Consider the following 24,931-nt stretch of genomic DNA (forward strand, 5'->3'; position numbering starts at 1 on the left):
CGCGCCGCCTCCGGGGAAACTCAGGCACTATGAGGCAACAAATGAACGCTATCCGCGTTGAAAACGTACATAAAACCTTTGTCCTGCATCAGCAAAACGGCGTTCGCCTGCCGGTGCTCGCCGACGCTTCGCTAACGGTTAACGCCGGAGAGTGCGTGGTGCTGCACGGCCATTCCGGCAGCGGTAAATCAACCCTGCTGCGCTCGCTTTACGCCAACTACCTGCCGGATACCGGGCATATTCACATCCGCCACGGCGACGAGTGGGTCGACCTGGTGAACGCCTCGGCGCGCAAGGTGCTGGAAGTGCGTAAAACCACCATCGGCTGGGTCAGCCAGTTCCTGCGGGTCATCCCGCGGATTTCAGCGCTGGAGGTGGTGATGCAGCCGCTGCTGGATCTCGGCGTCCCGCGCGAAGAGTGCGCCGCTAAGGCCGCGCGCCTGCTGACGCGCCTGAACGTCCCGGAACGCCTGTGGCACCTTGCCCCGTCCACCTTCTCCGGCGGCGAGCAGCAGCGGGTCAACATCGCCCGCGGCTTCGCCGTTGACTATCCGATCCTCTTACTCGACGAGCCTACCGCCTCCCTGGACGCCAAAAACAGCGCCGCGGTGGTGGAGCTGATTAACGAAGCCAAAGCGCGCGGCGCGGCTATTGTCGGCATTTTCCATGATGAAACGATACGCAACCTGGTCGCCGACCGGCTGCATCCGATGGGAATAACAGCATGATTATCAACAACGTAAAACTGGTTCTCGAAGATGAAGTGGTGAACGGTTCGCTGGAGGTGCAGGAGGGCATGATTTACGCGTTTGCCGAAAGCCAAAGCCAGCTGCCGCAGGCTATCGACGGCGAGGGCGGCTGGCTGCTGCCGGGGCTCATCGAGCTGCATACCGATAATCTGGACAAGTTTTTTACCCCGCGCCCGAAGGTTGACTGGCCCGCCCACTCGGCGATGAGCAGCCACGATGCGCTGATGATCGCCAGCGGGATCACCACCGTGCTGGATGCGGTGGCCATTGGCGACGTCCGCGACGGCGGCGACCGGCTGGAAAATCTGGAAAAGATGATCAACGCCATCGAAGAGACGCAAAAGCGCGGCGTTAACCGCGCCGAGCACCGCCTGCACCTGCGCTGCGAGCTGCCGCACCACACCACCCTGCCGCTGTTTGAGAAGCTGGTTGGCCGCGAGCCGGTGAGCATGGTCTCCCTGATGGACCACTCTCCAGGGCAGCGCCAGTACGCCGACCGCAGCAAGTACCGCGATTACTATCAGGGAAAATATCATCTGACCAACGAAGAGATGGACCGCTTCGAGGAGGAGCAGATGGCGCTGGCGGCGACCTGGTCGCAGCCGAACCGCGAGACCATCGCCGCCATCTGCCGCGAGCGTAAGATCGCCCTCGCCAGCCACGATGACGCCACCCGTGAACATGTCGTCGAATCGCACCAGCTTGGCAGCGTGATCGCCGAATTTCCTACCACCTTAGCCGCCGCAGAGGCCTCGCGTCAGCACGGCATGAACGTGCTGATGGGGGCGCCGAATATCGTGCGCGGCGGCTCGCACTCCGGCAACGTCGCCGCCCATCAGCTGGCGGCCGATAATCTGCTGGATATTCTGTCATCCGACTACTATCCCGCCAGCCTGCTGGATGCCGCCTTCCGCATCGCCGATGACGATAGCAACCGCTTCACGCTGCCGCAGGCGATTCGTCTGGTGAGCAAAAATCCGGCGCAGGCGCTGGGATTAGGCGACCGCGGAGCCATTGCCGAAGGTAAACGTGCCGACCTCGTGCTGGCCCATCGCCGCGGGGAGCATGTGCATATCGACCACGTCTGGCGTCAAGGAAAGAGGGTTTTCTAATGTCCGGGAAACTGATTTGGCTGGTGGGGCCTTCCGGCTCTGGAAAAGATAGTCTGCTGGCGGCGCTCCGCCAGCGCGAGCACTCGCAGCTGCTGGTTGCGCATCGCTATATTACGCGCCCCTTTAACGCCGGGAGCGAGAATCATATCGCCCTCAGCAAGCCGGAGTTTTTCAGCCGCGCCGAGCGCCAGCTTTTTGCTCTCAGCTGGCACGCCAATAACAATTACTACGGGATTGGCATCGAAATTGACCTCTGGCTGCACGCCGGTTTCGACGTGGTGGCCAACGGCTCCCGCGCGCATCTGCCGCAGGCCCGGGCGCGCTACGCCGACGCTCTGCTGCCCATCTGCCTGCAGGTCACGCCGGAAGTGCTGCGCCAGCGTCTGCAGCAGCGCGGCCGGGAGAACGAAACGGAGATCGCCCAGCGGCTTGAGCGCGCCGCGCGCTACGCGCCAACGGACTGCCTGACGCTCAATAACGACGGCACCCTCGGGCAATCGGTCGAGCAATTCTTCACGCTGCTGCGCCGCCGCTACGCCCGACAAGAGAATCAGCATGCCTGACCGCAAGCGACGCGAAGTCGTCGTTTTAAAAAAGCGCGGTGAGGAGGGGGTATGAGCCTGACTATTTGCTTAAGCGGAACCGGCGGTGCCCAGCTGGTGCCGGTCTTCGGCTGCGACTGCGCCGCCTGTCGCCGCGCCCGTATTAATGAGTCCCACCGCCGCCGTCCCTGCAGCGCGGCGGTGAAGTTCAACCACGCCGTAACGCTGCTGGACGCCGGTCTCCCGGACCTGATGGAGCGCTGGCCCGCCGGAACTTTTCAGCAGTTTTTGCTCACCCACTACCATATGGATCATGTGCAGGGCCTGTTCCCGCTGCGCTGGGGCGTGGGCGCGCAGATCCCGGTTTTTGGTCCGCCGGATGAAGAGGGCTGCGACGATCTCTTTAAGCATCCCGGGCTGCTGGATTTTAGCCATACCGTCGCGCCCTTCGTGGTTTTTGAGCTGCAGGGGCTCAGGGTGACCCCGCTGCCGCTGAACCATTCAAAGCTGACGTTCGGCTATCTGCTGGAGTCGGCGCACAGCCGCGTGGCGTGGCTGTCGGATACCGCCGGGCTGCCGGAAAAGACGCTGAAGTTCCTGCTCAATAACCAGCCGCAGGTGATTATTATCGACTGCAGCCACGAACCGCGTCCGCAAACCCCGCGCAACCACTGTGATTTAAATACGGTGCGGGCAATCAACCTGATCGTTGGCTGCCCGCGCGTCATTCTCACCCATATCAGCCATCAGTTTGATGCCTGGATGATGGAAAACGCGCTGCCGCCGGGGTTTGAGGCGGGCTACGACGGTATGGAGATCGTGCTGGATTAGTAGTCGTCATCCAGCCGCCGGCGATCGTTCTCTAACTGCCGACGGTCCTGATCCAGCTGGCGCTGGCGATCGTCAAGCTCTCGGCGGCGATCGTCCAGCTGACGCTGCCGATCGTCGTACTGCCGCTGGCGATCGCTGCTTTGCTGACGGCTCTCCTGATAGCGGCCATCGTTATACCGATCGTCGTCGTCGGAGCGGCTATCGCCGGGACGCCAGGCGTCATTAATCGCCTGCTGAATATTACCGATGGCGTCGTCAATAAGATCGGCGCGCGCAAGCTGGCTGCTCAGCGACAGGGTGCAGAGGATCAAAGCGGTCAAATAGCGTTTCATAGGGCCAGTCTCTTCGGGGGGCTGGCCCTACGGTAATCAACGGCCGCCGCGGCGAGTAGCGGAGGAATCTCAAATCCGCTGCTGCTCAATCGCCGCTATCGCGTCAATTCGCGCCTGATGCCGACCGCCTTCAAATTCACTATCCAGCCAGGCGTCTACGATCATTTTTGCCAGCTCCAGGCCTATGACGCGCGCGCCGAATGCCAGCACGTTAGTATTGTTATGCTGGCGTGAAAGCTGGGCTGAATAGGGTTCGCTGCACACGACCGCACGAATGCCGGGATGCTTATTGGCGGTAATCGAGATCCCAACGCCGGTGCCGCAGATCAGGAGCCCGCCATCAGCTTCACCAGTCACAATGGCCTGGGCGACGGCGCTGGCGTAGCGGGGATAGTCCGTCCGCTCGGACGACCACGTCCCCTTATCCACAGTCTCGATACCCCGCTGCTGCAGGTGCGCAAGGATCTCGTCCTTCAGGATAAACCCCACGTGATCGCAGCCAATGGCAATCCTTTTCATACTTAGCCTCGCCTGTTGTTAACTTTACAAACATGGTTGATATTGTGATTTAAGCCGTGAATAACGGCGAGAAAGCGATCAAAAAACCGCCTTTAAGCGTCTTTCTACACGGCAATTTTTCACAAATCAAGCGCATTAAACGAGCTATCCACGGCATACGCTAGCGACAAACGAAGACGTAAATCACACAATCAATTGTTTTATATTTAATTTTATAAAAAAGCACATCTCCAGACTCCGCCAAACTTCACAGAACACACAACTTTATAAAATTTATATTTTTGTGAAGTAGATTGTATATTTTCTGTTTGGAGTGTGGTGATATAGTGTCGTCTTCATTTTATGGACAAGAGAAAGCGATGAGCCAGTCAGAATCCAGTTCGCTCCCCAACGGTATCGGTCTCGCCCCCTGGTTGCGTATGAAGCAAGAAGGGATGACCGAAAATGAAAGCCGGATCGTCGAGTGGTTGCTTAAACCCGGCAACCTAAGCGATGCCCCCGCCATTAAAGATGTGGCGGAAGCGCTATCGGTATCCGAAGCGATGATCGTCAAGGTTTCCAAACTGCTGGGTTTCAGCGGTTTTCGTAACCTGCGCAGCGCCCTGGTGGAGTATTTCTCTCAATCTGAACAGGTACTCCCTGCCGAACTCTCCTTTGATGAAGCGCCGCAGGACGTGGTGAATAAGGTGTTTAACATCACCTTGCGTACCATTATGGAAGGCCAGTCGATCGTGAACGTCGATGAGATCCATCGCGCGGCGCGCTTTTTCGCCCAGGCCAACCAGCGCGATCTGTACGGGGCGGGCGGCTCGAACGCCATCTGTGCCGACGTCCAGCACAAGTTTCTGCGCATCGGCATGCGCTGCCAGACCTATCCGGATGCACATATCATGATGATGTCCGCCTCGTTATTGAAAAAAGGCGATGTCGTGCTGGTCGTCACCCACTCCGGGCGCACCAGCGATATTAAATCCGCAGTGGAGCTGGCGAAAAAGAACGGGGCTAAAATTATCTGTATTACACACAGCTACCATTCGCCGATCGCCAAATTAGCTGATTTTATTATTTGTTCGCCAGCACCAGAAACGCCATTATTAGGCAGAAACGCCTCTGCGCGTATATTACAACTGACATTATTAGATGCTTTTTTTGTTTCCGTCGCCCAACAGAATATTGAACAGGCTACTTTAAATATGCAAAAAACCGGCGCTATTGTTGATTTCTTTTCACCAGGTGCGCTGAAGTAAATACTCGTCATATTTCAAGCCGCAGTTGCGTTGGCTACGCTCGTTCGCCCCAGTCAGATAGTTTTTATGCTGCTGGGGACTAACCCGCTTGCCGCCCTTCTGTAACCTGAATTATTCCGAGGATTAATAATCTGCTCCTGCCCAAGGAGCAATATCCTACACCGAGAATACTGCTATGAATAAATATCTGAAAATCTTCAGCGGCGTGGCTATGGGCGTAATGTTATCCACCAGCGCTTTCGCCGCCGCCGATTATGCTGTGGTATTAAAAACATTATCGAACCCGTTTTGGGTTGATATGAAAAAAGGTATTGAAGACGAGGCCAAAACCCTGGGCGTCAGCGTCGATGTTTTTGCCTCCCCCTCGGAAGGCGATTTTCAGTCACAGCTGCAGCTGTTTGAAGATTTAAGCAACAAGAACTACAAAGGTATCGCTTTCGCCCCGCTCTCCTCGGTAAACCTGGTCATGCCGGTAGCCAAAGCCTGGAAGAAAGGTATTTTTCTGGTCAACCTCGATGAAAAGATCGATATGGATAACCTGAAGAAGGCCGGCGGTAACGTTGAGGGATTCGTCACCACTGACAACGTCGCGGTCGGTGCGAAAGGGGCCGACTTTATTATCGGCAAGCTGGGCGCTGAGGGCGGCGAAGTTGCCATCATCGAAGGTAAAGCCGGCAATGCCTCAGGGGAAGCTCGCCGCAACGGTGCGACGGAGACCTTCAAAAAAGCCAGCCAGATCAAGCTGGTCTCCAGCCAGCCTGCCGACTGGGATCGCATTAAAGCGCTGGATGTCGCCACCAATGTTCTGCAGCGTAACCCCAACCTGAAAGCCTTTTACTGCGCTAACGATACGATGGCAATGGGCGTTGCCCAGGCCGTGGCCAACGCCGGTAAAAGCAAAACGGTACTGGTCGTCGGCACCGACGGTATTCCCGAGGCGCGCAAAATGGTCGCCGCCGGACAGATGACCGCCACCATCGCCCAGAACCCAACGAATATCGGCGCAACGGGCCTGAAAATGATGGTCGATGCCGCGAAGACCGGTAAGGTCATTCCCCTGGATAAAACGCCAGAATTTAGGCTGGTGGATTCTATTCTGGTCACGAAGTAATTTTCCTGCGGGTGATTTAATGCCCCTTACCCTTATGCTCACCAGCGGGTAAGAATGAATAAGGAGTGATTATGGTCACGCCATATATTTCAATGGCGGGGATCGGCAAATCCTTTGGTCCGGTTCACGCATTAAAATCGGTCGATTTAACCGTTTACCCGCATGAAATACACGCATTGCTCGGGGAAAACGGTGCGGGTAAATCAACGCTAATGAAAGTTTTGTCGGGGATCCATGAGCCGACCAAAGGTACCATTACGATTAATAACGTTAATTATGACAAGCTCGATCATAAATTAGCTGCCCGGCTTGGCATCGGCATTATTTATCAAGAGCTCAGCGTGATCGATGAATTAACGGTGCTGGAAAATTTATATATTGGCCGACATCTGACGAAAAAAGTCTGCGGCGTCAATATCATCGACTGGAAGGAGATGCGCTTACGGGCGGCAATGATGCTGCTGCGCATCGGATTAAAAGTCGATTTAGACCAGAAGGTGGCGAACCTCTCGATCAGCCACAAGCAGATGCTGGAAATCGCCAAAACGCTGATGCTGGATGCCAAAGTGCTGATTATGGACGAACCGACCTCCTCTCTGACCAACAAAGAGGTCGACTACCTGTTCCTGATCATGAACCAGCTGCGCAAAGAGGGCACCGCCATCGTCTATATCTCGCACAAGCTGGCGGAAATCCGCCGCATCTGCGACCGCTACACGGTGATGAAGGACGGCAGCAGCGTCTGCAGCGGAATGGTCAGCGAGGTCAACAACGAAGACATCGTCCGCCTGATGGTCGGCCGCGAGCTGCAAAACCGTTTTAACGCGATGAAAGAGAGCGCCGGAAATGTCGCAAGCGAAACGGTTTTCGAGGTCAAAAACGTCACCAGCCGGGACAAGAAAAAGGTCCGCGATATCTCCTTTAGCGTTAGCCGCGGCGAAATCCTCGGCTTCGCCGGCCTGGTGGGCTCCGGACGCACGGAGCTGATGGACTGCCTGTTCGGCGTGGACAGGCGTAGCGGCGGTGAAATCCTCCTCAACGGCAAAGCGATCACCCCGCGCTCGCCGCTGGACGCCTTGAAGAAAGGCATGGGCTACATCACCGAGAGCCGCCGCGACAACGGCTTCTTCGGCAATTTCTCCATCGCCCAGAACATGGCGGTCAGCCGGAGCCTGAAGCATGGCGGCTATAAGGGGGCGATGGGGCTGTTTCGCGAAGGGGACGAGCGCAAGACGGCGGAAGAGCAGCGCAGGCTGCTGGCGCTGAAGTGCCATTCGGTCGATCAGAACATTGGCGAGCTTTCCGGCGGAAACCAACAAAAGGTCCTCATTTCCAAATGGCTATGCTGCAACCCCGAAGTCCTCATTTTTGATGAGCCGACGCGCGGTATCGATGTCGGCGCGAAAGCCGAAATTTATAAAGTGATGCGCCAGCTGGCCGATGACGGAAAAGTCATTCTGATGGTGTCATCCGAACTTCCTGAAATTATCACCGTCTGCGACCGCATTGCCGTGTTCTGCGAAGGGCGACTGACGCAAATTCTGACCAATCGCGACGACATGAGCGAAGAGGAGATTATGGTATGGGCACTGCCGCAAGAGTAAAAGACGAGACCGACGGCAAAAAGCCGTTCAACTTCGCGCTGTTCTGGGATAAATACGGCACCTTTTTTATCCTCGCGATTATCGTCGCAATTTTCGGCACGCTGTCGCCGGAATACTTTCTGACCACCAACAACATCACGCAAATATTTGTCCAGAGCTCGGTAACGGTGCTTATCGGCATGGGCGAGTTCTTCGCGATCCTGGTGGCCGGCATCGACCTCTCCGTCGGCGCCATTCTGGCGCTTTCCGGCATGGTCACCGCCAAGCTGATGCTGGCAGGGGTCGATCCGTTCCTCGCGGCGCTGATTGGCGGCGTGCTGGTCGGCGGCGCGCTGGGAGCGATTAACGGCTGCCTGGTCAACTGGACAGGCCTGCATCCGTTCATTATTACCCTCGGCACCAACGCCATCTTCCGCGGCATCACCCTGGTTATCTCCGATGCCAACTCGGTATACGGCTTCTCTTTTGATTTCGTTAACTTCTTTGCCGCCAGCGTGCTGGGGATCCCGGTGCCGGTCATCTTCTCGCTCATCGTGGCCGTCATTTTATGGTTCCTGACCACCCGCATGCGGCTGGGCCGCAACATCTACGCCCTCGGCGGCAATAAAAACTCCGCCTTCTATTCCGGCATCGACGTCAAGTTCCACATGCTGCTGGTATTCATTATTTCCGGCGTCTGCGCCGGGCTGGCGGGAGTGGTCTCAACGGCGCGCCTCGGGGCAGCGGAGCCTCTGGCCGGAATGGGTTTTGAAACCTACGCCATCGCCAGCGCCATTATCGGCGGCACCAGCTTCTTCGGGGGAAAGGGACGTATTTTCTCGGTGGTGATCGGCGGTCTGATCATCGGCACCATCAACAACGGACTGAACATTCTCCAGGTACAAACCTACTACCAGCTGGTGGTGATGGGTGGATTAATTATCGCGGCTGTCGCCCTCGACCGTCTTATCAGTAAGTAAGGAATTTATGATGAAAATTGCCCCCTCTTTAATGTGTATGGATCTGCTGAAATTCAAAGAACAAATTGAGTTTATCGACCAGCATGCAGATTACTTTCACATCGACATTATGGATGGCCACTTTGTCCCTAACCTGACGCTATCGCCGTTCTTCGTCAGCCAGGTGAAGAAGCTGGCCAGCAAACCGCTCGATTGTCATCTGATGGTCACCCGGCCGCAGGATTACATCAGCCAGCTGGCGCAGGCGGGTGCGGACTTTATCACCCTGCATCCGGAGACCATTAACGGTCAGGCCTTCCGCCTGATAGAAGAGATCCGCCGCCACGGTATGAAGGTTGGGCTGATTCTCAACCCGGAAACGCCGGTCGAGGCCATGAAGTATTACATCCACAAAGCCGACAAAATCACGGTGATGACCGTCGATCCGGGCTTCGCGGGACAGCCGTTTATCCCGGAGATGCTGGCTAAAATCAGTGAGCTGAAGGCCTGGCGCGAACGCGAAGGGCTGGATTACGAAATTGAGATCGACGGCTCATGCAATAAAGCGACCTATGAAAGCCTCATGACGGCAGGCGCGGACGTCTTTATCGTCGGCACCTCCGGGCTGTTTAACCATGCAGATAACATTCACGAAGCGTGGCAGGTCATGGCTGAGCAAATTCTGGCGGCAAAAAACGAGGTATTCCCTCATGCAAAAACGGCTTAACGTCGTCGCGGGCGTGGATATGGGGGCAACCCATATCCGCTTTTGCCTGCAGACGGCACAGGGCGAGGCGCTACACTGCGAGAAGCTTCGCACCGCCGATGTGCTAACGGCGGGCGGCCTGGTCAGCGGCATCACCATGCTGATTCAGCCGCTGCTCGATCGCTATCAGGCACATTGCTGTGGTCTGGTGATGGGCTTACCGGCGCTGGTCGGCAAGGATAAACGGACGATTATCTCCACCCCTAACCTGCCGTTACCGCCAGAAATAGTGCGGACGCTAGCCGATGAGCTGGAACATTCGCTGGCCTGCCCGGTCGAATTCTCCCGCGATGTCAATCTGCAGCTCTCTTTCGACGTGCAGGAAAACGGTCTGCAGGCGCAGCAGGTCTTAGCCGCGTATCTCGGCACCGGCATGGGCTTCGCCATCTGGCTGAACGGCGGGCCGTGGACCGGCGCCCACGGTGTAGCGGGAGAGCTGGGGCATATTCCGCAGGGCGACGCCGCGCTCATCTGCGGTTGCGGTAATTCCGGCTGCCTGGAAACCGTCTGTTCAGGTATCGCGCTCAAGCGCTGGTATGAGCAGCAGCCGCGCGGCTATGAGCTTGGCGAGCTGTTTGTTCACGCCGCAGAGGAACCCTTTGTCCAGGCCCTTCTGCACCATGCCGCCCGCGCCATCGCCACCAGCATCAACCTCTTCGACCCCGATGCGGTGATCCTCGGCGGCGGCGTGATAGATATGCCCGACTTTCCGCGCGAGACGCTGATCGCCATGATAAAAACGCATATTCGCCGTCCGCTGCCTTACCAGGCGGTGCGGTTTATCGCGGCATCGTCCTCGGCGTTTAACGGTGCCCAGGGGGCGGCGGCTCTGGCTCGCTACCATTATTTACCGCAACCTGTCGCAGCGCCTGCTGCAGCTGTGCGCGGGTGAAGGGTTTACGCAGCAGCTCGACGTCCGGCAGCGCGGGATTATGCGCCGGGCGCAGATCCTGACCGCTGATTAACAGCAGCGCCACCGTCGGGAAGCGACGCTGCGTTTCGTTAATGACCTCCGCGCCGCTCAGCCTTCCCGGCAGCATCAGATCGCTGATAAGCAGCGCAATATCCGGCGAGGCCTCCAGCATCTGCAGCGCCTGCTCGCCGCTGGCGGTTTCCAGCGTCAGCCAGCCAAGCTGATGCAGCTGCTCGCACAGGGTCTGGCGCACGTCCGCCTCATCCTCAAGCACCAGCGCCAGCCGCTCGGCGCCGATCTCCTGCTCCGCCTCAGGCAGCAGCCCGCTGGCCGTCGCCTGTACCGCCGCGCGCGGCAGCTGCAGGCGCACCGTCGTCCCCTGACCCGGGGCGCTTTCAATCGTCACCCTTCCCCCGGACTGGCGCACAAAGCCATACACCATCGATAGCCCCAGGCCGCTGCCGCTGCCGGTTTGTTTGGTGGTAAAGAACGGTTCAAACACCTGCGCTTTCACCTCCAGCGACATCCCGCAGCCGTGATCGACCACCTCCAGCGCCACCATATCCTGCCGCCGCCCGTCGCTGCGCGCCACGCGCTGATTCCAGCTGCGTATTCTTATCACGCCGGGCCGCCCTTCCATCGCATCCCGCGCGTTCATCACCAGGTTGATAATGGCGTTTTCCAGCTGGCCGACGTCAATCCACGCCGGCCAGGCGGGGGACTGCGCCTCAATCTCGAGGCTCAGCGCCGCCGGCAGAGAGTGGCGCATCAGTTCGCCGAGGTTCTCCAGCAGCGGCTTCATCTCAACGGCGTGCGGGTGCAGCGACTGCTTGCGCGAGAAGGCCAGCAGCCGCTGGGTCAGCAGCGCGCCGCGTTCGGCGGCCTTGCGCGCTCGCGAGATGCGCGCCGCGTCGCCCTCATGGGGCTGAACCAGCTCAAGGCTGCCGATAATCACCGCCAGCAGATTATTAAAATCATGCGCCAGGCCCCCGGTCAGCTGGCCGACCGCTTTCATTTTTTGACTATGGAGCAGCGCCTGCTCCAGCCCCTTGCGTTCGGTACGATCGAGCACCACGTTGACCAGACCGCGCCCCGGCACCGGGCTGAAGCGCAGCTCAATCGTCCGGTCGTTCGCCAGCTGCAGCTCCTGCGGTTTCGGCAGCGGTGAAGCGAGGTTGGCCCGCACGTGCTCCGCCAGGGTCGCCGACCGGCCCAGCAGCTGCTGGTAGTGCATGCCGCGCTGCAGATCGTTTGCCGCCAGCCCGAGCAGCAGCGGATACTGCGGATTCCACACCACCAGCTGCCCCTGATTATCAAACAGGGCAAAGCCGTCGCGCATCGCGTGAAAGGTGGTCTCCAGCAGAGTGCTTTTCTCTTTCAGCAGCAGGGAAGTGTGGGCCAGCGAGGCGGTATTGCGGGCGAAGACGTTGAAAGCGCGCGCCAGCTCGCCCAGCTCATCGCGCCGCTGCAGCGCGGGCACCGAGACGTGGTTCTCACCGTGAGCCAGCCGCGACATGGCGCGAGAAATGGCGGTCAGGTTGGAGCCAAGATTGCGGTAGATATACCAGCCGGCGCAGCCGGTGATCGCCAGCGCCAGCAGCGCCGACAGCAGAATAAACATGCTGATGGAGCGCAGCTCCTGATGGCTTTGCGCCGCCCGCAGCTCCGACGCCTGCGCCACCCTGGCGACATACTGATTAATATCGCTGTTCAGCAGCGCCACCAGCGCCTTGATATGGAACATATACCAGCCGATCGCCAGATCGCTCTCCTCCAGCTGGGCCGACAGCGGCTCCAGCCTGGCAAGCTCGATCTTAAAATCCGCGAGGATCAGGGCCTGCGTCGGGTCCGCGCTGGTTTGCGGCAGAAAGCCCATCACCTCATCCAGCTGCTGCACGATCGAACGCGGCGTCGAGGTGTGGATGGCGGCGGTAATCAGCCGATCCATCTCCTCCAGCCGGCGCGGATCGATCGCCGGCGCGCCGGGCCGATCGCTAAGATCCTGCAGATGGCGCAGATAGCTCTGGTTCTGATACAGCGAGCTGAGCAGCTCATTGCGCTGCAAATGGCGACGCTGGCCGCGCTCCAGCATTCCGCCTACGCTCTGCTGCAGCTCGTTGCTGCGGCGAATAATGCTGGCGACCAGCGCCAGCTCCTGCTGCGCCAGCGGCGCGGCGGCAAGCTGGGACAGCGAGTGCTTCAGCGCCTGCTGGGTCTCCAGCAGACGCTCGGCCTCGCTTTTATACTCCAGCGCGCCCACCACCTGCGAAAGCCGAACCGCCGCGGTGGCGACGTTGGCGGTATCGCGCGCGAGGTTCATGCTGCCGGTCATATCGTCCAGCGTCTGGCGCTGCACCTGCTCCTGCAGCAGGCTGGCGTGGCGAAAACCCAGCACCGCCACCCCGGCGACCATCAGCGTCACCGCCACCATCAGCAGGTTAAACGAAAGCAGGCGTCCGCGGGCGCTGGTGAAAAACGGATAACGATGGGATGACATGGTCGGCTCCGCGCTATTTTTGTTTATCCTGGCGGCTGGCGGCAGCGACGGGGAGAGTAACGTTGCGTAATTGTGATCAAGATTAACTATTCATCAATATGACAAATATGAACGGCTTCTGACATTTTGCATTTATCAGCCTGTGGTGCACTGCCGCTATCGACCGCTCTCGCAGGAGACCCCTTATGCCAGCAACGCCGGTACTATCCATGCGCAATATTGCCAAAGCCTTTGGCAAATTTTATGCGCTGAAAGGCGTCTATTTGACGGTCTGGCCCGGCGAGATCCACGCCCTGATGGGCGAAAACGGCGCCGGGAAAAGCACGCTAATGAAGATCCTCGCCGGCGCCTATACCGCGACCAGCGGTGAGATCCTGATCGACGGGAAACCGCACACCATCAAAGGGCCAAAAGACGCGCTTGCGGCGGGCATCACGCTGATTTATCAGGAGATGCAGCTGGCGCCCAACCTCACCGTCGCCGAAAATATTTTTCTCGGCAGCGAGCTGGCGCGCGGCGGAATGGTGCAGCGCAAAGAGATGCAAAGCCAGGCCCAGGCGGTGATTGATCGTCTTGGCGCCCAGTTTAAGGCCAGCGATCGGGTGATGAAGCTGACCATTGCCGAACAGCAGCAGGTGGAGATCGCCCGCGCCCTGCACCGCAACAGCCGAATTCTGGTGATGGATGAGCCTACCGCCGCCCTCTCTTCGCGTGAAACCCAGCGCCTGTTTGAGCTGATTCTGCGCCTGCGCGATGAGGGCATGGCGATTATCTATATCAGCCACCGCATGGCGGAGGTCTATGAGCTGTCCGATCGCGTCAGCGTCCTGCGCGACGGTCAGTACGTCGGCAGCCTGACCCGCGACAGGCTCAACGCCTCCGAACTGGTGCGCATGATGGTGGGCCGTCCGCTCAGCGACCTGTTCAACAAAGAACGCGATATCCCGCTCGGCCAGCCGCGCCTGCGGGTACAGGATTTGACCGATGGCAGCAAGGTGAAGCCGAGCAGCCTGGTGGTGCACGCCGGAGAAATCGTCGGCCTCGCCGGGCTGGTCGGCGCGGGCCGCTCCGAGCTGGCGCAGCTGATTTTCGGCGTGCGCAAGGCGAGCGGCGGCATGATTGAAATCGACGGCGAACCGGTGGTGATCCACTCGCCGCGCGAGGCTATCGATCTCGGCATCGGTTTTCTTACCGAGAACCGCAAGGAACAGGGGCTGTTCCTCGAACTGGCGGCGCAGGAAAACATCACTATGGCGACGCTGGAGCGCGACGCCAGCTGGGGCATGCTCAACCGTAAAAAGGCGCAGACCATCTCCGATGACGCCATCTCTTTGCTCAATATTCGCGTCCCGCATTCGCAGGTGCGGGCGGGCGGCCTTTCCGGCGGCAACCAGCAAAAGCTGCTGATCTCCCGCTGGGTGGCTATCGGCCCGCGGCTCCTGATCCTCGATGAGCCCACGCGCGGCGTCGACGTCGGCGCCAAAAGCGAAATTTACCGCATCATGAACCAGATGGCGCGTCAGGGCGTGGCCATTTTAATGATCTCCAGCGAATTACCGGAAGTGGTCGGTATGAGCGACCGGGTATACGTGATGCGCGAAGGCGCTATCGTCGGCGAACTGCAGGCCGACGAGATCGGCCAGGAAAGCATCATGACGCTGGCCACCGGCGTTAACGACTCTCACCTTAAGGCGGAACAACCATGACAACGCAAAAAGAGACCGCCGCCCGGCCGGTGGCAAAATCAGCATCGGCGAAAAAAATGCTGATGGGCGATTTGATGCAAACGGTCGGCATCCTGCCGATTTTAATCCTGATCGTCGCGGTATTTGGCTTTATTGCCCCGAACTTCTTTACCGAAAGCAACCTGCTGAACATTACCCGCCAGGCGTCCATCAACATCGTGCTCGCGGCGGGCATGACCTTTATTATTTTGACCGGCGGGATCGACCTGTCGGTCGGCTCTATTCTCGGCACCACCGCGGTGGCGGCGATGGTGGTCTCCCTGATGCCGGAGCTCTCCCTGCTCTCCATTCCGGCGGCGCTGATGCTCGGCCTGCTGCTGGGCCTGTTTAACGGCGCGCTGGTCGCCTTCGCCGGGCTGCCGCCGTTTATCGTTACGCTAGGCACCTATACGGCGCTGCGCGGGGCCGCCTATCTGCTGGCCGACGGCACCACGGTGATCAACTCCGATATCAGCTTTGAATGGATCGGCAACGATTATCTCGGGCCGGTGCCGTGGCTGGTGGTGATCGCCCTGGCGGTGATTGCGGTGTGCTGGTTCATTCTGCGCCGCACCACGCTCGGCGTGCATATCTACGCGGTGGGCGGCAATATGCAGGCCGCAAGGCTCACCGGCATCAAGGTGTGGCTGGTGCTGCTGTTCGTCTACGGCATGAGCGGACTGCTCTCCGGGCTGGGCGGGGTGATGAGCGCCTCGCGGCTGTACAGCGCCAACGGCAACCTCGGCGTGGGCTATGAGCTGGACGCCATCGCCGCGGTGATCCTCGGCGGCACCAGCTTCGTCGGCGGTATCGGCACCATCACCGGTACCCTGGTGGGGGCGCTGATTATCGCCACCCTCAATAACGGCATGACGCTGATGGGCGTCTCCTATTTCTGGCAACTGGTGATCAAAGGGGCGGTGATCATCATTGCGGTACTGATCGACAAATACCGTACCCGACACCATCAAAGTGCATAACAACAATACCAATACCCTACGAGTGAGGAAGACAATATGCGTTTGAAACCGTTAGCGATCGCGCTCTGTGCCGGCACGCTGCTGGCCGCAGCGCCGTTCACCCAGGCTAAAGAACTCAAATCCATCGGCGTGACGGTCGGCGATCTGGCCAACCCGTTCTTCGTCCAGATCACCAAAGGCGCCGAGCTGGAAGCCCGCAAGCTGGCCGGGGATGGCGTCAAAGTGACGCTGGTTTCCAGCGGCTACGATCTCGGTCAGCAGGTCGCGCAGATCGATAACTTTATCGCCGCGAAGGTCGACATGATTATCCTTAACGCCGCCGACTCCAAGGGCATCGGCCCGGCGGTGAAACGGGCGAAAGACGCCGGCATCGTGGTGGTGGCGGTGGACGTGGCCGCCGAAGGCGCGGACGCCACGATTACCTCCGACAACACCCAGGCGGGCGAAATGGCCTGTAAATACATCACCGACCGCCTGAAAGGGAAAGGCAACGTGGTGATTATCAACGGGCCGCCGGTTTCTGCGGTGCAGAACCGCGTCGAAGGCTGCCAGACAGAGTTCAAGCGCCACCCGGATATCAAAGTGCTGTCGTATAACCAGAACGCCAAGGGCAGCCGCGAAGGCGGCCTGGAAATTATGACCTCGCTGCTGGCCGCCAATCCGAAAATCGACGGCGTATTTGCGATTAACGACCCTACCGCCATCGGCGCGGACCTGGCGGCAAAACAGGCCCAGCGCCGTGAGTTCTTTATCGTCGGCGTCGACGGCAGTCCGGACGGGGAAGAAGCGTTGAAGCGTAAGAATTCGCTGTTTGTCGCCACCCCGGCCCAGGACCCGCAGGTGATGGCGGCGAAGGCGGTAGAGATTGGCTACGACATCCTGCAGGGCAAACCGGCGCCAACGGCTCCGGTGCTGATCCCGGTGACGATGATCGATAAAAACAACATTGGTACTTATAAAGGCTGGACCGTGAAGTAAGCGGAATCGGCCAGGCAATGCCCCGGGAAGCGCCCGGGGTTAGCCCCTTCGCGGCTACGCCGCCTTATCGCCGTGGATAACGTCTGCGGCGAACACATAGCCCAGGCCGCGCATGGTTTTGATCAGCGCCGGCTGATGCGGATTAAGCTCAATTTTGCGCCGCAGGCGCATGATCAGCACGTCAATCGTGCGATCAAACACCTCGATGCTCTCGCTATGGGTCAACGTCAGCAGCTGTTCGCGGTTCAGCACCCGCCGGGCGTTCTGCGCCAGCGCCAGCAGCAGGCCATATTCACCCTGGGTCAGCGGCACCGGCTGCTGCTGAGGGTTAAACAGCTCGCAGCGGCCGGTATCCAGCCGCCAGCCGTTAAAAATCAGCCCCGTACCGCCGCCAGCGCCGCTCTCAGCGGCCAGCGCGCCGCTGCGTCTGAGCACCGCTTTCACCCGCGCCACCACCACCCGGGAGTTAAACGGCTTGCCGATGTAGTCGTCGGCGCCCATCTCCAGCCCCACCACGACGTCGGCTTCGCTCCCGAGACCGGTCAGCATCACCACCGGCAGATCGGGTCTGCTGCGCTGCAGCTGCTGCAGCACCAGCAGGCCGTTGGTATCAGGCAAAATCATGTCCAGCAGGACGAGGGAAATATCCGCCCGCTGCGCCGCCACCGCCAGCGCTTCGCCGCCGGTTTGGCACACCAGCACGTCAAAAACGTGCGCGCTGAGCACGTCGCACAGCAGTTCGCAGATTGCGCTGTCGTCATCAACAACCAAAATGACCGGTTTCATAGCTTGCCTCTGCCCGCCGGGAGGATGTCTGTATGATTAATTCAGCAAACCAACTCCGACAAATCCATTGCCGGATAGCGTTTCTTCAACCCATGTCACAACTCCGCCCGCTTCGACACGTCAAAACTGACGACGCCCTGCTTTTCGTCAGCACTTCGCCCAAAAATCCGGCGTATCATCAGGAAATACCCACAATGAAAACATGGCATAAAAGATGCATAGTGACGGCGTGATAGCGCGTATGCGTCAACTGATTAACGGGAGCAAGACCGATGAAAAAAGTCGTCACGGTTTGTCCGTATTGCGCATCAGGTTGCAAAATCAACCTGGTGGTCGATAACGGCAAAATCGTCCGGGCTGAGGCGGCCCAGGGGAAAACCAACCAGGGAACCCTGTGCCTGAAGGGCTACTACGGCTGGGACTTTATTAATGATACCCAAATCCTCACCCCGCGCCTGAAAACCCCGATGATCCGCCGCCAGCGCGGCGGCAGGCTGGAATCCGTCTCCTGGGACGAGGCCCTCGGCTACGTCGCCACCCGCCTCAGCGCGATTAAAGAGAAGTACGGCCCGGATGCCATCCAGACCACCGGCTCCTCCCGCGGAACCGGGAATGAAACCAACTATGTGATGCAAAAATTCGCCCGCGCCGTTATTGGTACCAATAACGTCGACTGCTGCGCTCGCGTCTGACACGGCCCTTCGGTTGCAGGTCTGCACCAGTCGGTCGGTAACGGCGCTATGAGCAATGCCATCACCGAGATTGATAACACCGATCTCGTCTTTATCTTCGGCTACAATCCGGCCGACTCACACCCCATCGTGGCGAATCACGTGATTAACGCCAAACGCAACGGGGCGAAGATTATCGTCTGCGATCCGCGCAAAATTGAAACCGCGCGCATTGCCGATATGCATATTGCCTTGAAAAACGGCTCCAACATCGCGCTGCTCAACGCCATCGGCCACGTCATTATCGAAGAGGATCTCTACGATAAATCCTTCGTCGCCAGCCGTACCGAGGGCTTCGAGGAGTACCGTAAAATCGTTGAAGGCTATACGCCGGAGTCGGTGGAAGAGATAACCGGCGTCAGCGCCCGGGAGATCCGCGCCTGCGCCCGGATGTACGCCGGCGCCAAATCCGCCGCCATCCTGTGGGGCATGGGCGTCACCCAGTTCTATCAGGGCGTGGAAACCGTGCGCTCGCTGACCAGCCTGGCGATCATGACCGGCAACCTCGGCAGGCCGGGCGTCGGAGTGAACCCGGTGCGCGGGCAGAACAACGTCCAGGGCGCCTGCGATATGGGCGCCCTGCCGGATACCTATCCGGGCTATCAGTACGTTAAGTTCCCGGAAAACCGGGAGAAGTTCGCCAAAGCCTGGGGCGTGGAGAGCCTGCCGGCGCACGCCGGCTACCGCATCAGCGAGCTGCCGCACCGGGCGGCCCACGGCGAAGTGCGGGCGGCCTATATTATGGGCGAAGATCCGCTGCAGACCGATGCCGAGCTCTCGGCGGTGCGTAAAGCCTTTGCAGAGCTTGAGCTGGTTATCGTGCAGGATATTTTCATGACCAAAACCGCGGCGGCGGCGGACGTCATCCTGCCCTCCACCTCGTGGGGCGAGCATGAAGGCGTCTATACCGCGGCGGACCGCGGCTTCCAGCGCTTCTTTAAGGCGGTGGAGCCGCAGTGGGATCTGAAAACCGACTGGCAGATTATCAGCGAGATCGCCACCCGGATGGGCTACCCGATGCGCTACCGCAACACCCAGGAGATCTGGGACGAGCTGCGCCATCTGTGTCCGGATTTTTACGGCGCCACCTACGAGAAGATGGGCGAGCTGGGCTACATCATGTGGCCGTGCCGCGACGAATCCGCCGCCGACCAGGGGACCTCTTATCTGTTTAAAGAGCGGTTCGATACCCCCAACGGGCTGGCGCAGTTCTACACCTGCGACTGGGTCGCGCCGATCGACAAGCTCACCGAGGAGTACCCGATGGTGCTCTCCACGGTGCGCGAAGTCGGCCACTACTCGTGCCGTTCGATGACCGGTAACTGTGCGGCGCTGGCCGCGCTGGCGGACGAGCCGGGCTACGCGCAAATCAATACCGCCGACGCCGCGCGTCTGGGCATCGAGGATGAGGCGCTGGTGTGGGTGAACTCGCGTAAGGGGCGCATCATCACCCGCGCGCAGGTCAGCGAGCGGCCGAATAAAGGGGCGGTGTATATGACCTACCAGTGGTGGATTGGCGCCTGCAACGAGCTGGTGACCGAGAACCTGAGCCCGATAACCAAAACGCCGGAGTACAAGTACTGCGCGGTTAACGTTGAGCGTATTGCCGACCAGCGGGCCGCCGAGCAGTACGTGATCGATGAGTACAGCAGGCTAAAAGCCCGCCTGCGCGAAAGCGCGATGGGTTAAGTCAGACCGTTTTCCCGGAGGCGCGCGCAGCGCCTTTCCGGGATGCGGATCGGTCCTTCCGGCGGCGCGATGCTTACCGGAAGGACAAATTTATCGCCCTGCTTTCATCATGCCTGCTTCGTGCCTGTCATTTTCTTCTCCTGCTCCTCCCTTTATACTGCTCACAATGTTCTCTACCGATAATAAAAAATGAAATACCTCTATTTATTACTGGCGCTGGTCTCTGCCGCCACAAACGCCACAGAACCAGGCAGTCAGTACAAACAGCAGGCAGAATCGGGCGACCCGCGCGCGCAGTACTATCTCGCCGATACCTACGTCAGTTCGGGCGACTATCCGCAGGCCGAATACTGGGCGCAGAAGTCGGCGGAAAGCGGCGATGGCGATGCGCTGGCGCTGCTGGCGCAGCTGAAGATCCGCAACCCGCAGAACGCCGATTACAAGCAGGCCAGGCAGCTGGCGGAAAAGTCGGTGCAGGCCGGCAGCAAGGCCGGGGAGATCGTCCTTGCCCGGGTGCTGGTTAATCATCAGGCCGGCAAGCCGGACTATTCGCACGCCATAACCCTGCTGCAGGACGCGGCCCAGGACCCGGAAAGCGACTCCGCCGTTGACGCGCAGATGCTGCTCGGGCTGATTTACGCCAGCGGCGTGCAGATTGCGGAAGATGACGCCGCGGCCACGCTCTATTTTAAACGCAGCTCCTCGCTGTCCCGCACCGGCTACGCCGAGTACTGGGCCGGGATGATGTTCCAGCAGGGGGAGAAAGGCTTTATCGAACCCAATCAGCAGAAGGCCCTGCACTGGCTAAACGTCAGCTGTCAGGAGGGATTTGATACCGGATGCGAGGAGTTTGAGCGGATAACCAAGGGGTAGCCTCTTCGCGCCCGGATGGCTTTTTACGGTGGTTTGGGCGAAGGCGTGCGTTGTGGCTAGCGCTGTAGCGTCAGTTCTGTGGAATGTTAACGGAACTTAAAACACGGCCTTCGCCCAAACCACCGTTGACTGGAATCCCCTGCCCTACGATAAAAAAACCCGGCGCATGGCGCCGGGTTTGCTATTTCATTACGCGTTTATTGCGCGGTCTTATCAAATTTGCCCAGCACCTCACGTTCGTACGCCAGCGCTTTCTTACGGTCAAATTTGTGTTCCCACTTGGCGATAACCAGCACCGCCAGGGCATTCCCCACCACGTTCAGCGCGGTACGCGCCATATCGAGGATACGGTCAACGCCGGCAATAAAGGCCAGGCCTTCCAGCGGGATGCCTACGCTGCCCAGCGTCGCCAGCAGCACCACGAAGGAGACGCCCGGTACGCCGGCAATCCCTTTCGAGGTCACCATCAGGGTCAGCACCAGGGTAATCTCCTGCCACAGCGACAGGTCAATCCCGTACAGCTGGGCGATAAAGATCGCCGCAATGCTCTGGTATAACGTCGAGCCGTCGAGGTTAAAGGAGTAGCCGGTCGGCACCACGAAGCTGGTGATTGAGGCCGGCGCGCCGTAGGCTTCCATTTTCTCAATAATACGCGGCAGCACGCTTTCGGAGCTGGCGGTGGAGTATGCGAGGATCAGTTCGTCTTTCAGGATGCGAATCAGGATCCAGATGCTCAGGCCGCAGACCCGTGCGACGAGTCCCAGCACCACCAGCGCAAAGAACAGAATCGCGAAATAGACCAGAATCACCAGCTTGGCCAGCGGCCACAGGGAGGCGAAGCCAAAGGTGGCGACGGTCACGGAGATCAGCGCAAATACCCCCACCGGCGCGTAGCGCATCACCATGTGCGTCACTTTGAACATGGTCTCGGAAATGGAGCGGAAAACGGTCACCAGCGGCTCACGATGCGTTGCCGGCAGCGAGGAGAGGCCCAGACCGAACAGCACCGAGAAGAAGATAATCGGCAGCATATCGCCTTTCGCCATCGAGGCGACGATATTGGTCGGCACCAGCGACAAAATCGTCCCCATCAGCCCGTGCGCGTGGCTTTGCACTTCCGCCGTCGTACTTTGGTATTTCGAAATATCGACCGCCGCCAGCTGCGACATATCAATGCCGGTTCCCGGCTGGAAAACGTTGGCCAGGGTAATCCCCAGCACGATTGCCACCGTGGTGATCACTTCAAAATAGATAATCGTTTTGGCGCCAATGCGCCCCAGCTGCTTAGCGTCGCCAACGCCCGCAATCCCGACCACCAGCGTCGAAATCACAATCGGCACCACGATCATTTTGATCAGGTGGATAAAGATATCGCCCGCAGGCGTCAGGAGGTTCGAGATTAACCAGTCACGACTTTCGGCGTGGTAATGCAGATAACTGCCCAGGAGTATGCCCAGCACCAGGGCCAGCAAAATTTGCCAGGCCAGGCTGACTTTTGTTTTTTTCATCACTACAGACTTCCTCAATGAAAGGCACCATTACCGGAGGTAATGTTACCCACTGAAAGGGGTATGAATTGTGTTGCGTTGCTCTATGGGGTTTTTTAACGCGCGATATGAGTATCATTTGCACGGCCTGCTGCGCAAGCGTTTAAGAACAGGCCTTTACTCTGGTTTTATGCATAAAGCCGCTAATTCCCCCCACTTACATTGCATAAGTATCTGTTATAAAAAAATTTTAATCGATTCCATTTCTATAAATTCACTTGCGAAATTATTCCACTTAAAAGTTTCATTTGATTAATTTTCATTCAGTTGAATTAATGCGTGATCTGCCCCCCAAATAGCAAACAAAGCGCTCAAAGCCCCTACTATTAACGTTTATTTGACATATATTTAACAACCTACAGGAGAAAAAAAGCCATGAGCCAAATACATAAACACTCTATTCCCGCAAATATTGCGGACAGCTGCCTGATTAACCCGGAACAGTACAAGGCGCAGTATCAACAGTCTGTGACCGATCCCGACGCGTACTGGGGTGAGCAGGGAAAAATCCTCGACTGGATGCGGCCCTATACGCGCGTGAAGAACACCTCATTTGCCCCGGGCAACGTTTCTATCAAATGGTATGAAGATGGAACGCTGAACCTGGCGGCTAACTGTCTCGATCGCCACCTTGCGGAGCGCGGCGAGCAGACGGCCATCATCTGGGAAGGCGACGACGCAAGCCAGAGCAAGAAAATTACCTATCGCGAGCTGCATCGCGACGTGTGCCGCTTTGCCAACGCCCTGCTCGGCCTCGGGATTAAAAAAGGCGACGTGGTCGCTATCTATATGCCGATGGTGCCCGAAGCGGCGGTCGCTATGCTGGCCTGCGCGCGCATTGGCGCCATCCACTCGGTTATTTTCGGCGGCTTCTCGCCGGAAGCGGTGGCCGGGCGCATCATCGACTCCAGCTCGCGGCTGGTGATCACCGCCGACGAAGGGCTGCGCGCCGGTCGCGCTATTCCGCTGAAGAAAAACGTCGATGACGCGCTGAAAAATCCTAACGTTACCAGCATTGAAAACGTGGTCGTCCTCAAGCGTACCGGGGGCAAAACGGAATGGCACGAGGGTCGCGACCTGTGGTGGAGCGATCTGCTGGAAAACGCCAGCGACCAGCATCAGCCGGAAGAGATGAACGCGGAAGACCCGCTGTTTATCCTCTATACCTCAGGCTCAACCGGCAAGCCGAAAGGCGTGCTGCACACCACCGGGGGCTACCTGGTGTATGCGGCGACGACCTTCAAATACGTATTCGACTATCACCCTGGCGATATCTACTGGTGCACCGCCGACGTGGGCTGGGTGACCGGCCACAGCTACCTGCTGTACGGCCCGCTGGCCTGCGGCGCGACGACGCTGATGTTTGAAGGGGTACCAAACTGGCCGACTCCGGCGCGCATGTGCCAGGTGGTGGATAAACACCAGGTCAGCATCCTTTATACCGCACCGACGGCGATCCGCGCACTGATGGCCGAGGGTGATAAGGCCGTTGAAGGCACCGACCGCTCGTCCCTGCGCATTCTGGGCTCCGTCGGCGAGCCGATCAACCCGGAAGCCTGGGAGTGGTACTGGAAAAAAATCGGCAACGAGAAATGCCCGGTGATGGACACCTGGTGGCAGACCGAAACCGGCGGCTTTATGATCACCCCGCTGCCGGGCGCTATTGAGCTGAAGGCCGGCTCCGCCACCCGTCCGTTCTTCGGCGTTCAGCCGGTGATCGTCGATAACGAAGGCACGCCGCTGGAAGGAGCCACCGAGGGCAACCTCGCCATCGCCGACTCCTGGCCTGGCCAGGCGCGTACCCTGTTCGGCGACCACGAGCGCTTCGAGCAAACCTACTTCTCCACCTTTAAAAATATGTACTTCAGCGGCGACGGCGCGCGCCGCGACGAGGATGGCTACTACTGGATAACCGGCCGCGTGGATGACGTGCTGAACGTTTCCGGCCACCGCCTGGGCACCGCCGAAATTGAATCGGCGCTGGTTTCACACCCGAAAATCGCCGAAGCGGCGGTGGTCGGCATTCCGCATAACATCAAAGGTCAGGCAATTTACGCCTACGTGACGCTGAATCACGGCGAAGAGCCTACGCCGGAGCTGTACGCGGAAGTGCGCAACTGGGTGCGTAAAGAGATCGGCCCGCTGGCAACCCCGGACGTGCTGCACTGGACCGATTCGTTACCGAAAACCCGCTCCGGTAAAATCATGCGCCGCATCCTGCGCAAGATTGCCGCCGGCGACACCAGCAACCTCGGCGATACCTCAACGCTCGCCGATCCTGGCGTGGTGGAAAAACTGCTCGAAGAGAAGCAGTCCATCGCAATGCCATAGCCAGTACGTACTGAATCCCTACACCCTCTCCCCTACCGGGGAGAGGAGATCAACATAAAACCTTCCTAAGGATTCCAGGCAGCAGGAAAGCGGTAAGCAGGTGGATTCCCGACGGTTAGCTGTCGGGCGGA

21 protein-coding genes are annotated in these 24,931 nt (G+C 58.9%); 16 read left to right on the forward strand and 5 right to left on the reverse strand.

Annotation, left to right across the window (positions count from 1 at the left end; genetic code table 11):
* The first annotated feature begins 41 nt into the window (after window positions 1–41).
* The 4 genes from phnL to phnP are packed head-to-tail and all read left to right on the forward strand — an operon-like array spanning window position 42 to window position 3,234.
* On the forward strand, window positions 42–728 hold the full coding sequence (phnL, locus tag NWP14_RS23095) for a phosphonate C-P lyase system protein PhnL (RefSeq protein WP_375216076.1): 687 nt from the start codon (window positions 42–44) through the stop codon (window positions 726–728).
* Window positions 725–1,861 carry an alpha-D-ribose 1-methylphosphonate 5-triphosphate diphosphatase gene (phnM, locus tag NWP14_RS23100; RefSeq protein ID WP_095104517.1) on the forward strand — a complete coding sequence of 379 codons (1,137 nt, stop codon included), beginning with the start codon at window positions 725–727 and terminating at the stop codon, window positions 1,859–1,861. The genes phnL and phnM overlap by 4 nt, the downstream gene beginning before the upstream one ends.
* Window positions 1,861–2,424 carry a ribose 1,5-bisphosphokinase gene (phnN, locus tag NWP14_RS23105; RefSeq protein ID WP_095104519.1) on the forward strand — a complete coding sequence of 188 codons (564 nt, stop codon included), beginning with the start codon at window positions 1,861–1,863 and terminating at the stop codon, window positions 2,422–2,424. Before phnM ends, phnN begins: the two co-directional genes overlap by 1 nt.
* 51 nt (window positions 2,425–2,475) lie before the next feature.
* A complete protein-coding gene (gene phnP, locus NWP14_RS23110) occupies window positions 2,476–3,234 on the forward strand; it encodes a phosphonate metabolism protein PhnP (protein WP_375216077.1) in 759 nt (252 codons plus the stop codon).
* Here phnP and yjdP read toward each other — a convergent pair.
* Window positions 3,231–3,566, reverse strand: coding sequence for a DDRRRQL repeat protein YjdP (gene yjdP / locus NWP14_RS23115; protein ID WP_095104523.1), 336 nt, complete (start codon window positions 3,564–3,566; stop codon window positions 3,231–3,233). The genes phnP and yjdP overlap by 4 nt on opposite strands.
* A gap of 69 nt (window positions 3,567–3,635) precedes the next feature.
* A complete protein-coding gene (gene rpiB, locus NWP14_RS23120; RefSeq protein WP_095104525.1) occupies window positions 3,636–4,085 on the reverse strand; it encodes a bifunctional allose-6-phosphate isomerase/ribose-5-phosphate isomerase RpiB in 450 nt (149 codons plus the stop codon).
* 359 nt (window positions 4,086–4,444) lie between these two features.
* On the opposite strand from rpiB, the gene alsR reads away from it, so the two are divergent.
* From alsR to alsK, 6 genes are all read left to right on the forward strand, one after another.
* Window positions 4,445–5,332 carry a D-allose utilization transcriptional regulator AlsR gene (alsR, locus tag NWP14_RS23125; protein WP_095104527.1) on the forward strand — a complete coding sequence of 296 codons (888 nt, stop codon included), beginning with the start codon at window positions 4,445–4,447 and terminating at the stop codon, window positions 5,330–5,332.
* Window positions 5,333–5,507: 175 nt separating this feature from the next.
* Window positions 5,508–6,443 carry a D-allose transporter substrate-binding protein gene (gene alsB, locus NWP14_RS23130; RefSeq protein WP_095104529.1) on the forward strand — a complete coding sequence of 312 codons (936 nt, stop codon included), beginning with the start codon at window positions 5,508–5,510 and terminating at the stop codon, window positions 6,441–6,443.
* Window positions 6,444–6,514: 71 nt separating this feature from the next.
* Complete coding sequence (gene alsA / locus NWP14_RS23135; protein WP_095104531.1) at window positions 6,515–8,047, forward strand: D-allose ABC transporter ATP-binding protein AlsA; 1,533 nt, start codon at window positions 6,515–6,517, stop codon at window positions 8,045–8,047.
* Complete coding sequence (gene alsC, locus NWP14_RS23140; protein ID WP_095104535.1) at window positions 8,026–9,006, forward strand: D-allose ABC transporter permease; 981 nt, start codon at window positions 8,026–8,028, stop codon at window positions 9,004–9,006. Before alsA ends, alsC begins: the two co-directional genes overlap by 22 nt.
* A 10-nt stretch (window positions 9,007–9,016) precedes the next feature.
* The gene (gene alsE / locus NWP14_RS23145; RefSeq protein WP_095104537.1) at window positions 9,017–9,712 is read left to right on the forward strand and encodes a D-allulose 6-phosphate 3-epimerase; all 696 of its coding nucleotides are present in this window, start codon (window positions 9,017–9,019) and stop codon (window positions 9,710–9,712) included.
* A complete protein-coding gene (gene alsK, locus NWP14_RS23150; RefSeq protein ID WP_375216078.1) occupies window positions 9,696–10,643 on the forward strand; it encodes an allose kinase in 948 nt (315 codons plus the stop codon). Before alsE ends, alsK begins: the two co-directional genes overlap by 17 nt.
* On the opposite strand, the gene NWP14_RS23155 is transcribed toward alsK, so the two are convergent.
* The gene (locus tag NWP14_RS23155; RefSeq protein ID WP_375216079.1) at window positions 10,555–13,161 is read right to left on the reverse strand and encodes an ATP-binding protein; all 2,607 of its coding nucleotides are present in this window, start codon (window positions 13,159–13,161) and stop codon (window positions 10,555–10,557) included. The two genes, alsK and NWP14_RS23155, sit on opposite strands and share 89 nt — an antisense overlap.
* Window positions 13,162–13,346: 185 nt before the next feature.
* On the opposite strand from NWP14_RS23155, the gene NWP14_RS23160 reads away from it, so the two are divergent.
* Genes NWP14_RS23160 through NWP14_RS23170 form a run of 3 tightly spaced genes read left to right on the forward strand, consistent with a single transcriptional unit; the run spans window position 13,347 to window position 16,843 of the window.
* Entirely contained in the window at window positions 13,347–14,867 is a 1,521-nt protein-coding gene (locus NWP14_RS23160; protein WP_375216080.1) for a sugar ABC transporter ATP-binding protein, read from the forward strand.
* A complete protein-coding gene (locus NWP14_RS23165) occupies window positions 14,864–15,865 on the forward strand; it encodes a ribose ABC transporter permease (RefSeq protein WP_041143647.1) in 1,002 nt (333 codons plus the stop codon). Before NWP14_RS23160 ends, NWP14_RS23165 begins: the two co-directional genes overlap by 4 nt.
* A gap of 36 nt (window positions 15,866–15,901) precedes the next feature.
* A complete protein-coding gene (locus NWP14_RS23170; protein WP_095104546.1) occupies window positions 15,902–16,843 on the forward strand; it encodes an ABC transporter substrate-binding protein in 942 nt (313 codons plus the stop codon).
* A 54-nt stretch (window positions 16,844–16,897) separates the two neighbouring features.
* Here NWP14_RS23170 and NWP14_RS23175 read toward each other — a convergent pair whose 3' ends face one another.
* On the reverse strand, window positions 16,898–17,629 hold the full coding sequence (locus NWP14_RS23175) for a response regulator transcription factor (protein ID WP_331833659.1): 732 nt from the start codon (window positions 17,627–17,629) through the stop codon (window positions 16,898–16,900).
* A gap of 272 nt (window positions 17,630–17,901) precedes the next feature.
* Here NWP14_RS23175 and fdhF point away from each other — a divergent pair, with 272 nt between their 5' ends.
* Together fdhF and NWP14_RS23185 are read left to right on the forward strand one after the other, a co-directional pair.
* Complete coding sequence (gene fdhF, locus NWP14_RS23180; protein ID WP_375216081.1) at window positions 17,902–20,049, forward strand: formate dehydrogenase subunit alpha; 2,148 nt, start codon at window positions 17,902–17,904, stop codon at window positions 20,047–20,049.
* 189 nt (window positions 20,050–20,238) lie between these two features.
* Entirely contained in the window at window positions 20,239–20,922 is a 684-nt protein-coding gene (locus NWP14_RS23185; RefSeq protein ID WP_095104981.1) for a tetratricopeptide repeat protein, read from the forward strand.
* A gap of 197 nt (window positions 20,923–21,119) precedes the next feature.
* Here NWP14_RS23185 and gltP read toward each other — a convergent pair whose 3' ends face one another.
* Window positions 21,120–22,430 carry a glutamate/aspartate:proton symporter GltP gene (gene gltP, locus NWP14_RS23190; RefSeq protein WP_095104979.1) on the reverse strand — a complete coding sequence of 437 codons (1,311 nt, stop codon included), beginning with the start codon at window positions 22,428–22,430 and terminating at the stop codon, window positions 21,120–21,122.
* A 414-nt stretch (window positions 22,431–22,844) separates the two neighbouring features.
* Here gltP and acs point away from each other — a divergent pair, with 414 nt between their 5' ends.
* Window positions 22,845–24,800: an acetate--CoA ligase gene (gene acs, locus NWP14_RS23195; protein ID WP_331833774.1), complete on the forward strand. Its 1,956-nt coding sequence runs from the start codon at window positions 22,845–22,847 to the stop codon at window positions 24,798–24,800.
* The last annotated feature ends 131 nt before the right edge of the window (window positions 24,801–24,931 follow it).

Source organism: Klebsiella sp. C349492, assembly GCF_042055345.1.
Lineage (GTDB): Bacteria > Pseudomonadota > Gammaproteobacteria > Enterobacterales > Enterobacteriaceae > Klebsiella > Klebsiella scottii.

Excerpts from the sequence above, each read along its gene's own strand:
- phnL (WP_375216076.1), top strand. The coding sequence starts at position 42 with ATGAACGCTATCCGCGTTGAAAACGTACATAAAACCTTTGTCCTGCAT.
- phnM (WP_095104517.1), top strand. The coding sequence starts at position 725 with ATGATTATCAACAACGTAAAACTGGTTCTCGAAGATGAAGTGGTGAAC.
- phnN (WP_095104519.1), top strand. The coding sequence starts at position 1,861 with ATGTCCGGGAAACTGATTTGGCTGGTGGGGCCTTCCGGCTCTGGAAAA.
- phnP (WP_375216077.1), top strand. The coding sequence starts at position 2,476 with ATGAGCCTGACTATTTGCTTAAGCGGAACCGGCGGTGCCCAGCTGGTG.
- yjdP (WP_095104523.1), bottom strand. The coding sequence starts at position 3,566 with ATGAAACGCTATTTGACCGCTTTGATCCTCTGCACCCTGTCGCTGAGC.
- rpiB (WP_095104525.1), bottom strand. The coding sequence starts at position 4,085 with ATGAAAAGGATTGCCATTGGCTGCGATCACGTGGGGTTTATCCTGAAG.
- alsR (WP_095104527.1), top strand. The coding sequence starts at position 4,445 with ATGAGCCAGTCAGAATCCAGTTCGCTCCCCAACGGTATCGGTCTCGCC.
- alsB (WP_095104529.1), top strand. The coding sequence starts at position 5,508 with ATGAATAAATATCTGAAAATCTTCAGCGGCGTGGCTATGGGCGTAATG.
- alsA (WP_095104531.1), top strand. The coding sequence starts at position 6,515 with ATGGTCACGCCATATATTTCAATGGCGGGGATCGGCAAATCCTTTGGT.
- alsC (WP_095104535.1), top strand. The coding sequence starts at position 8,026 with ATGGGCACTGCCGCAAGAGTAAAAGACGAGACCGACGGCAAAAAGCCG.
- alsE (WP_095104537.1), top strand. The coding sequence starts at position 9,017 with ATGAAAATTGCCCCCTCTTTAATGTGTATGGATCTGCTGAAATTCAAA.
- alsK (WP_375216078.1), top strand. The coding sequence starts at position 9,696 with ATGCAAAAACGGCTTAACGTCGTCGCGGGCGTGGATATGGGGGCAACC.
- NWP14_RS23155 (WP_375216079.1), bottom strand. The coding sequence starts at position 13,161 with ATGTCATCCCATCGTTATCCGTTTTTCACCAGCGCCCGCGGACGCCTG.
- NWP14_RS23160 (WP_375216080.1), top strand. The coding sequence starts at position 13,347 with ATGCCAGCAACGCCGGTACTATCCATGCGCAATATTGCCAAAGCCTTT.
- NWP14_RS23165 (WP_041143647.1), top strand. The coding sequence starts at position 14,864 with ATGACAACGCAAAAAGAGACCGCCGCCCGGCCGGTGGCAAAATCAGCA.
- NWP14_RS23170 (WP_095104546.1), top strand. The coding sequence starts at position 15,902 with ATGCGTTTGAAACCGTTAGCGATCGCGCTCTGTGCCGGCACGCTGCTG.
- NWP14_RS23175 (WP_331833659.1), bottom strand. The coding sequence starts at position 17,629 with ATGAAACCGGTCATTTTGGTTGTTGATGACGACAGCGCAATCTGCGAA.
- NWP14_RS23185 (WP_095104981.1), top strand. The coding sequence starts at position 20,239 with ATGAAATACCTCTATTTATTACTGGCGCTGGTCTCTGCCGCCACAAAC.
- gltP (WP_095104979.1), bottom strand. The coding sequence starts at position 22,430 with ATGAAAAAAACAAAAGTCAGCCTGGCCTGGCAAATTTTGCTGGCCCTG.
- acs (WP_331833774.1), top strand. The coding sequence starts at position 22,845 with ATGAGCCAAATACATAAACACTCTATTCCCGCAAATATTGCGGACAGC.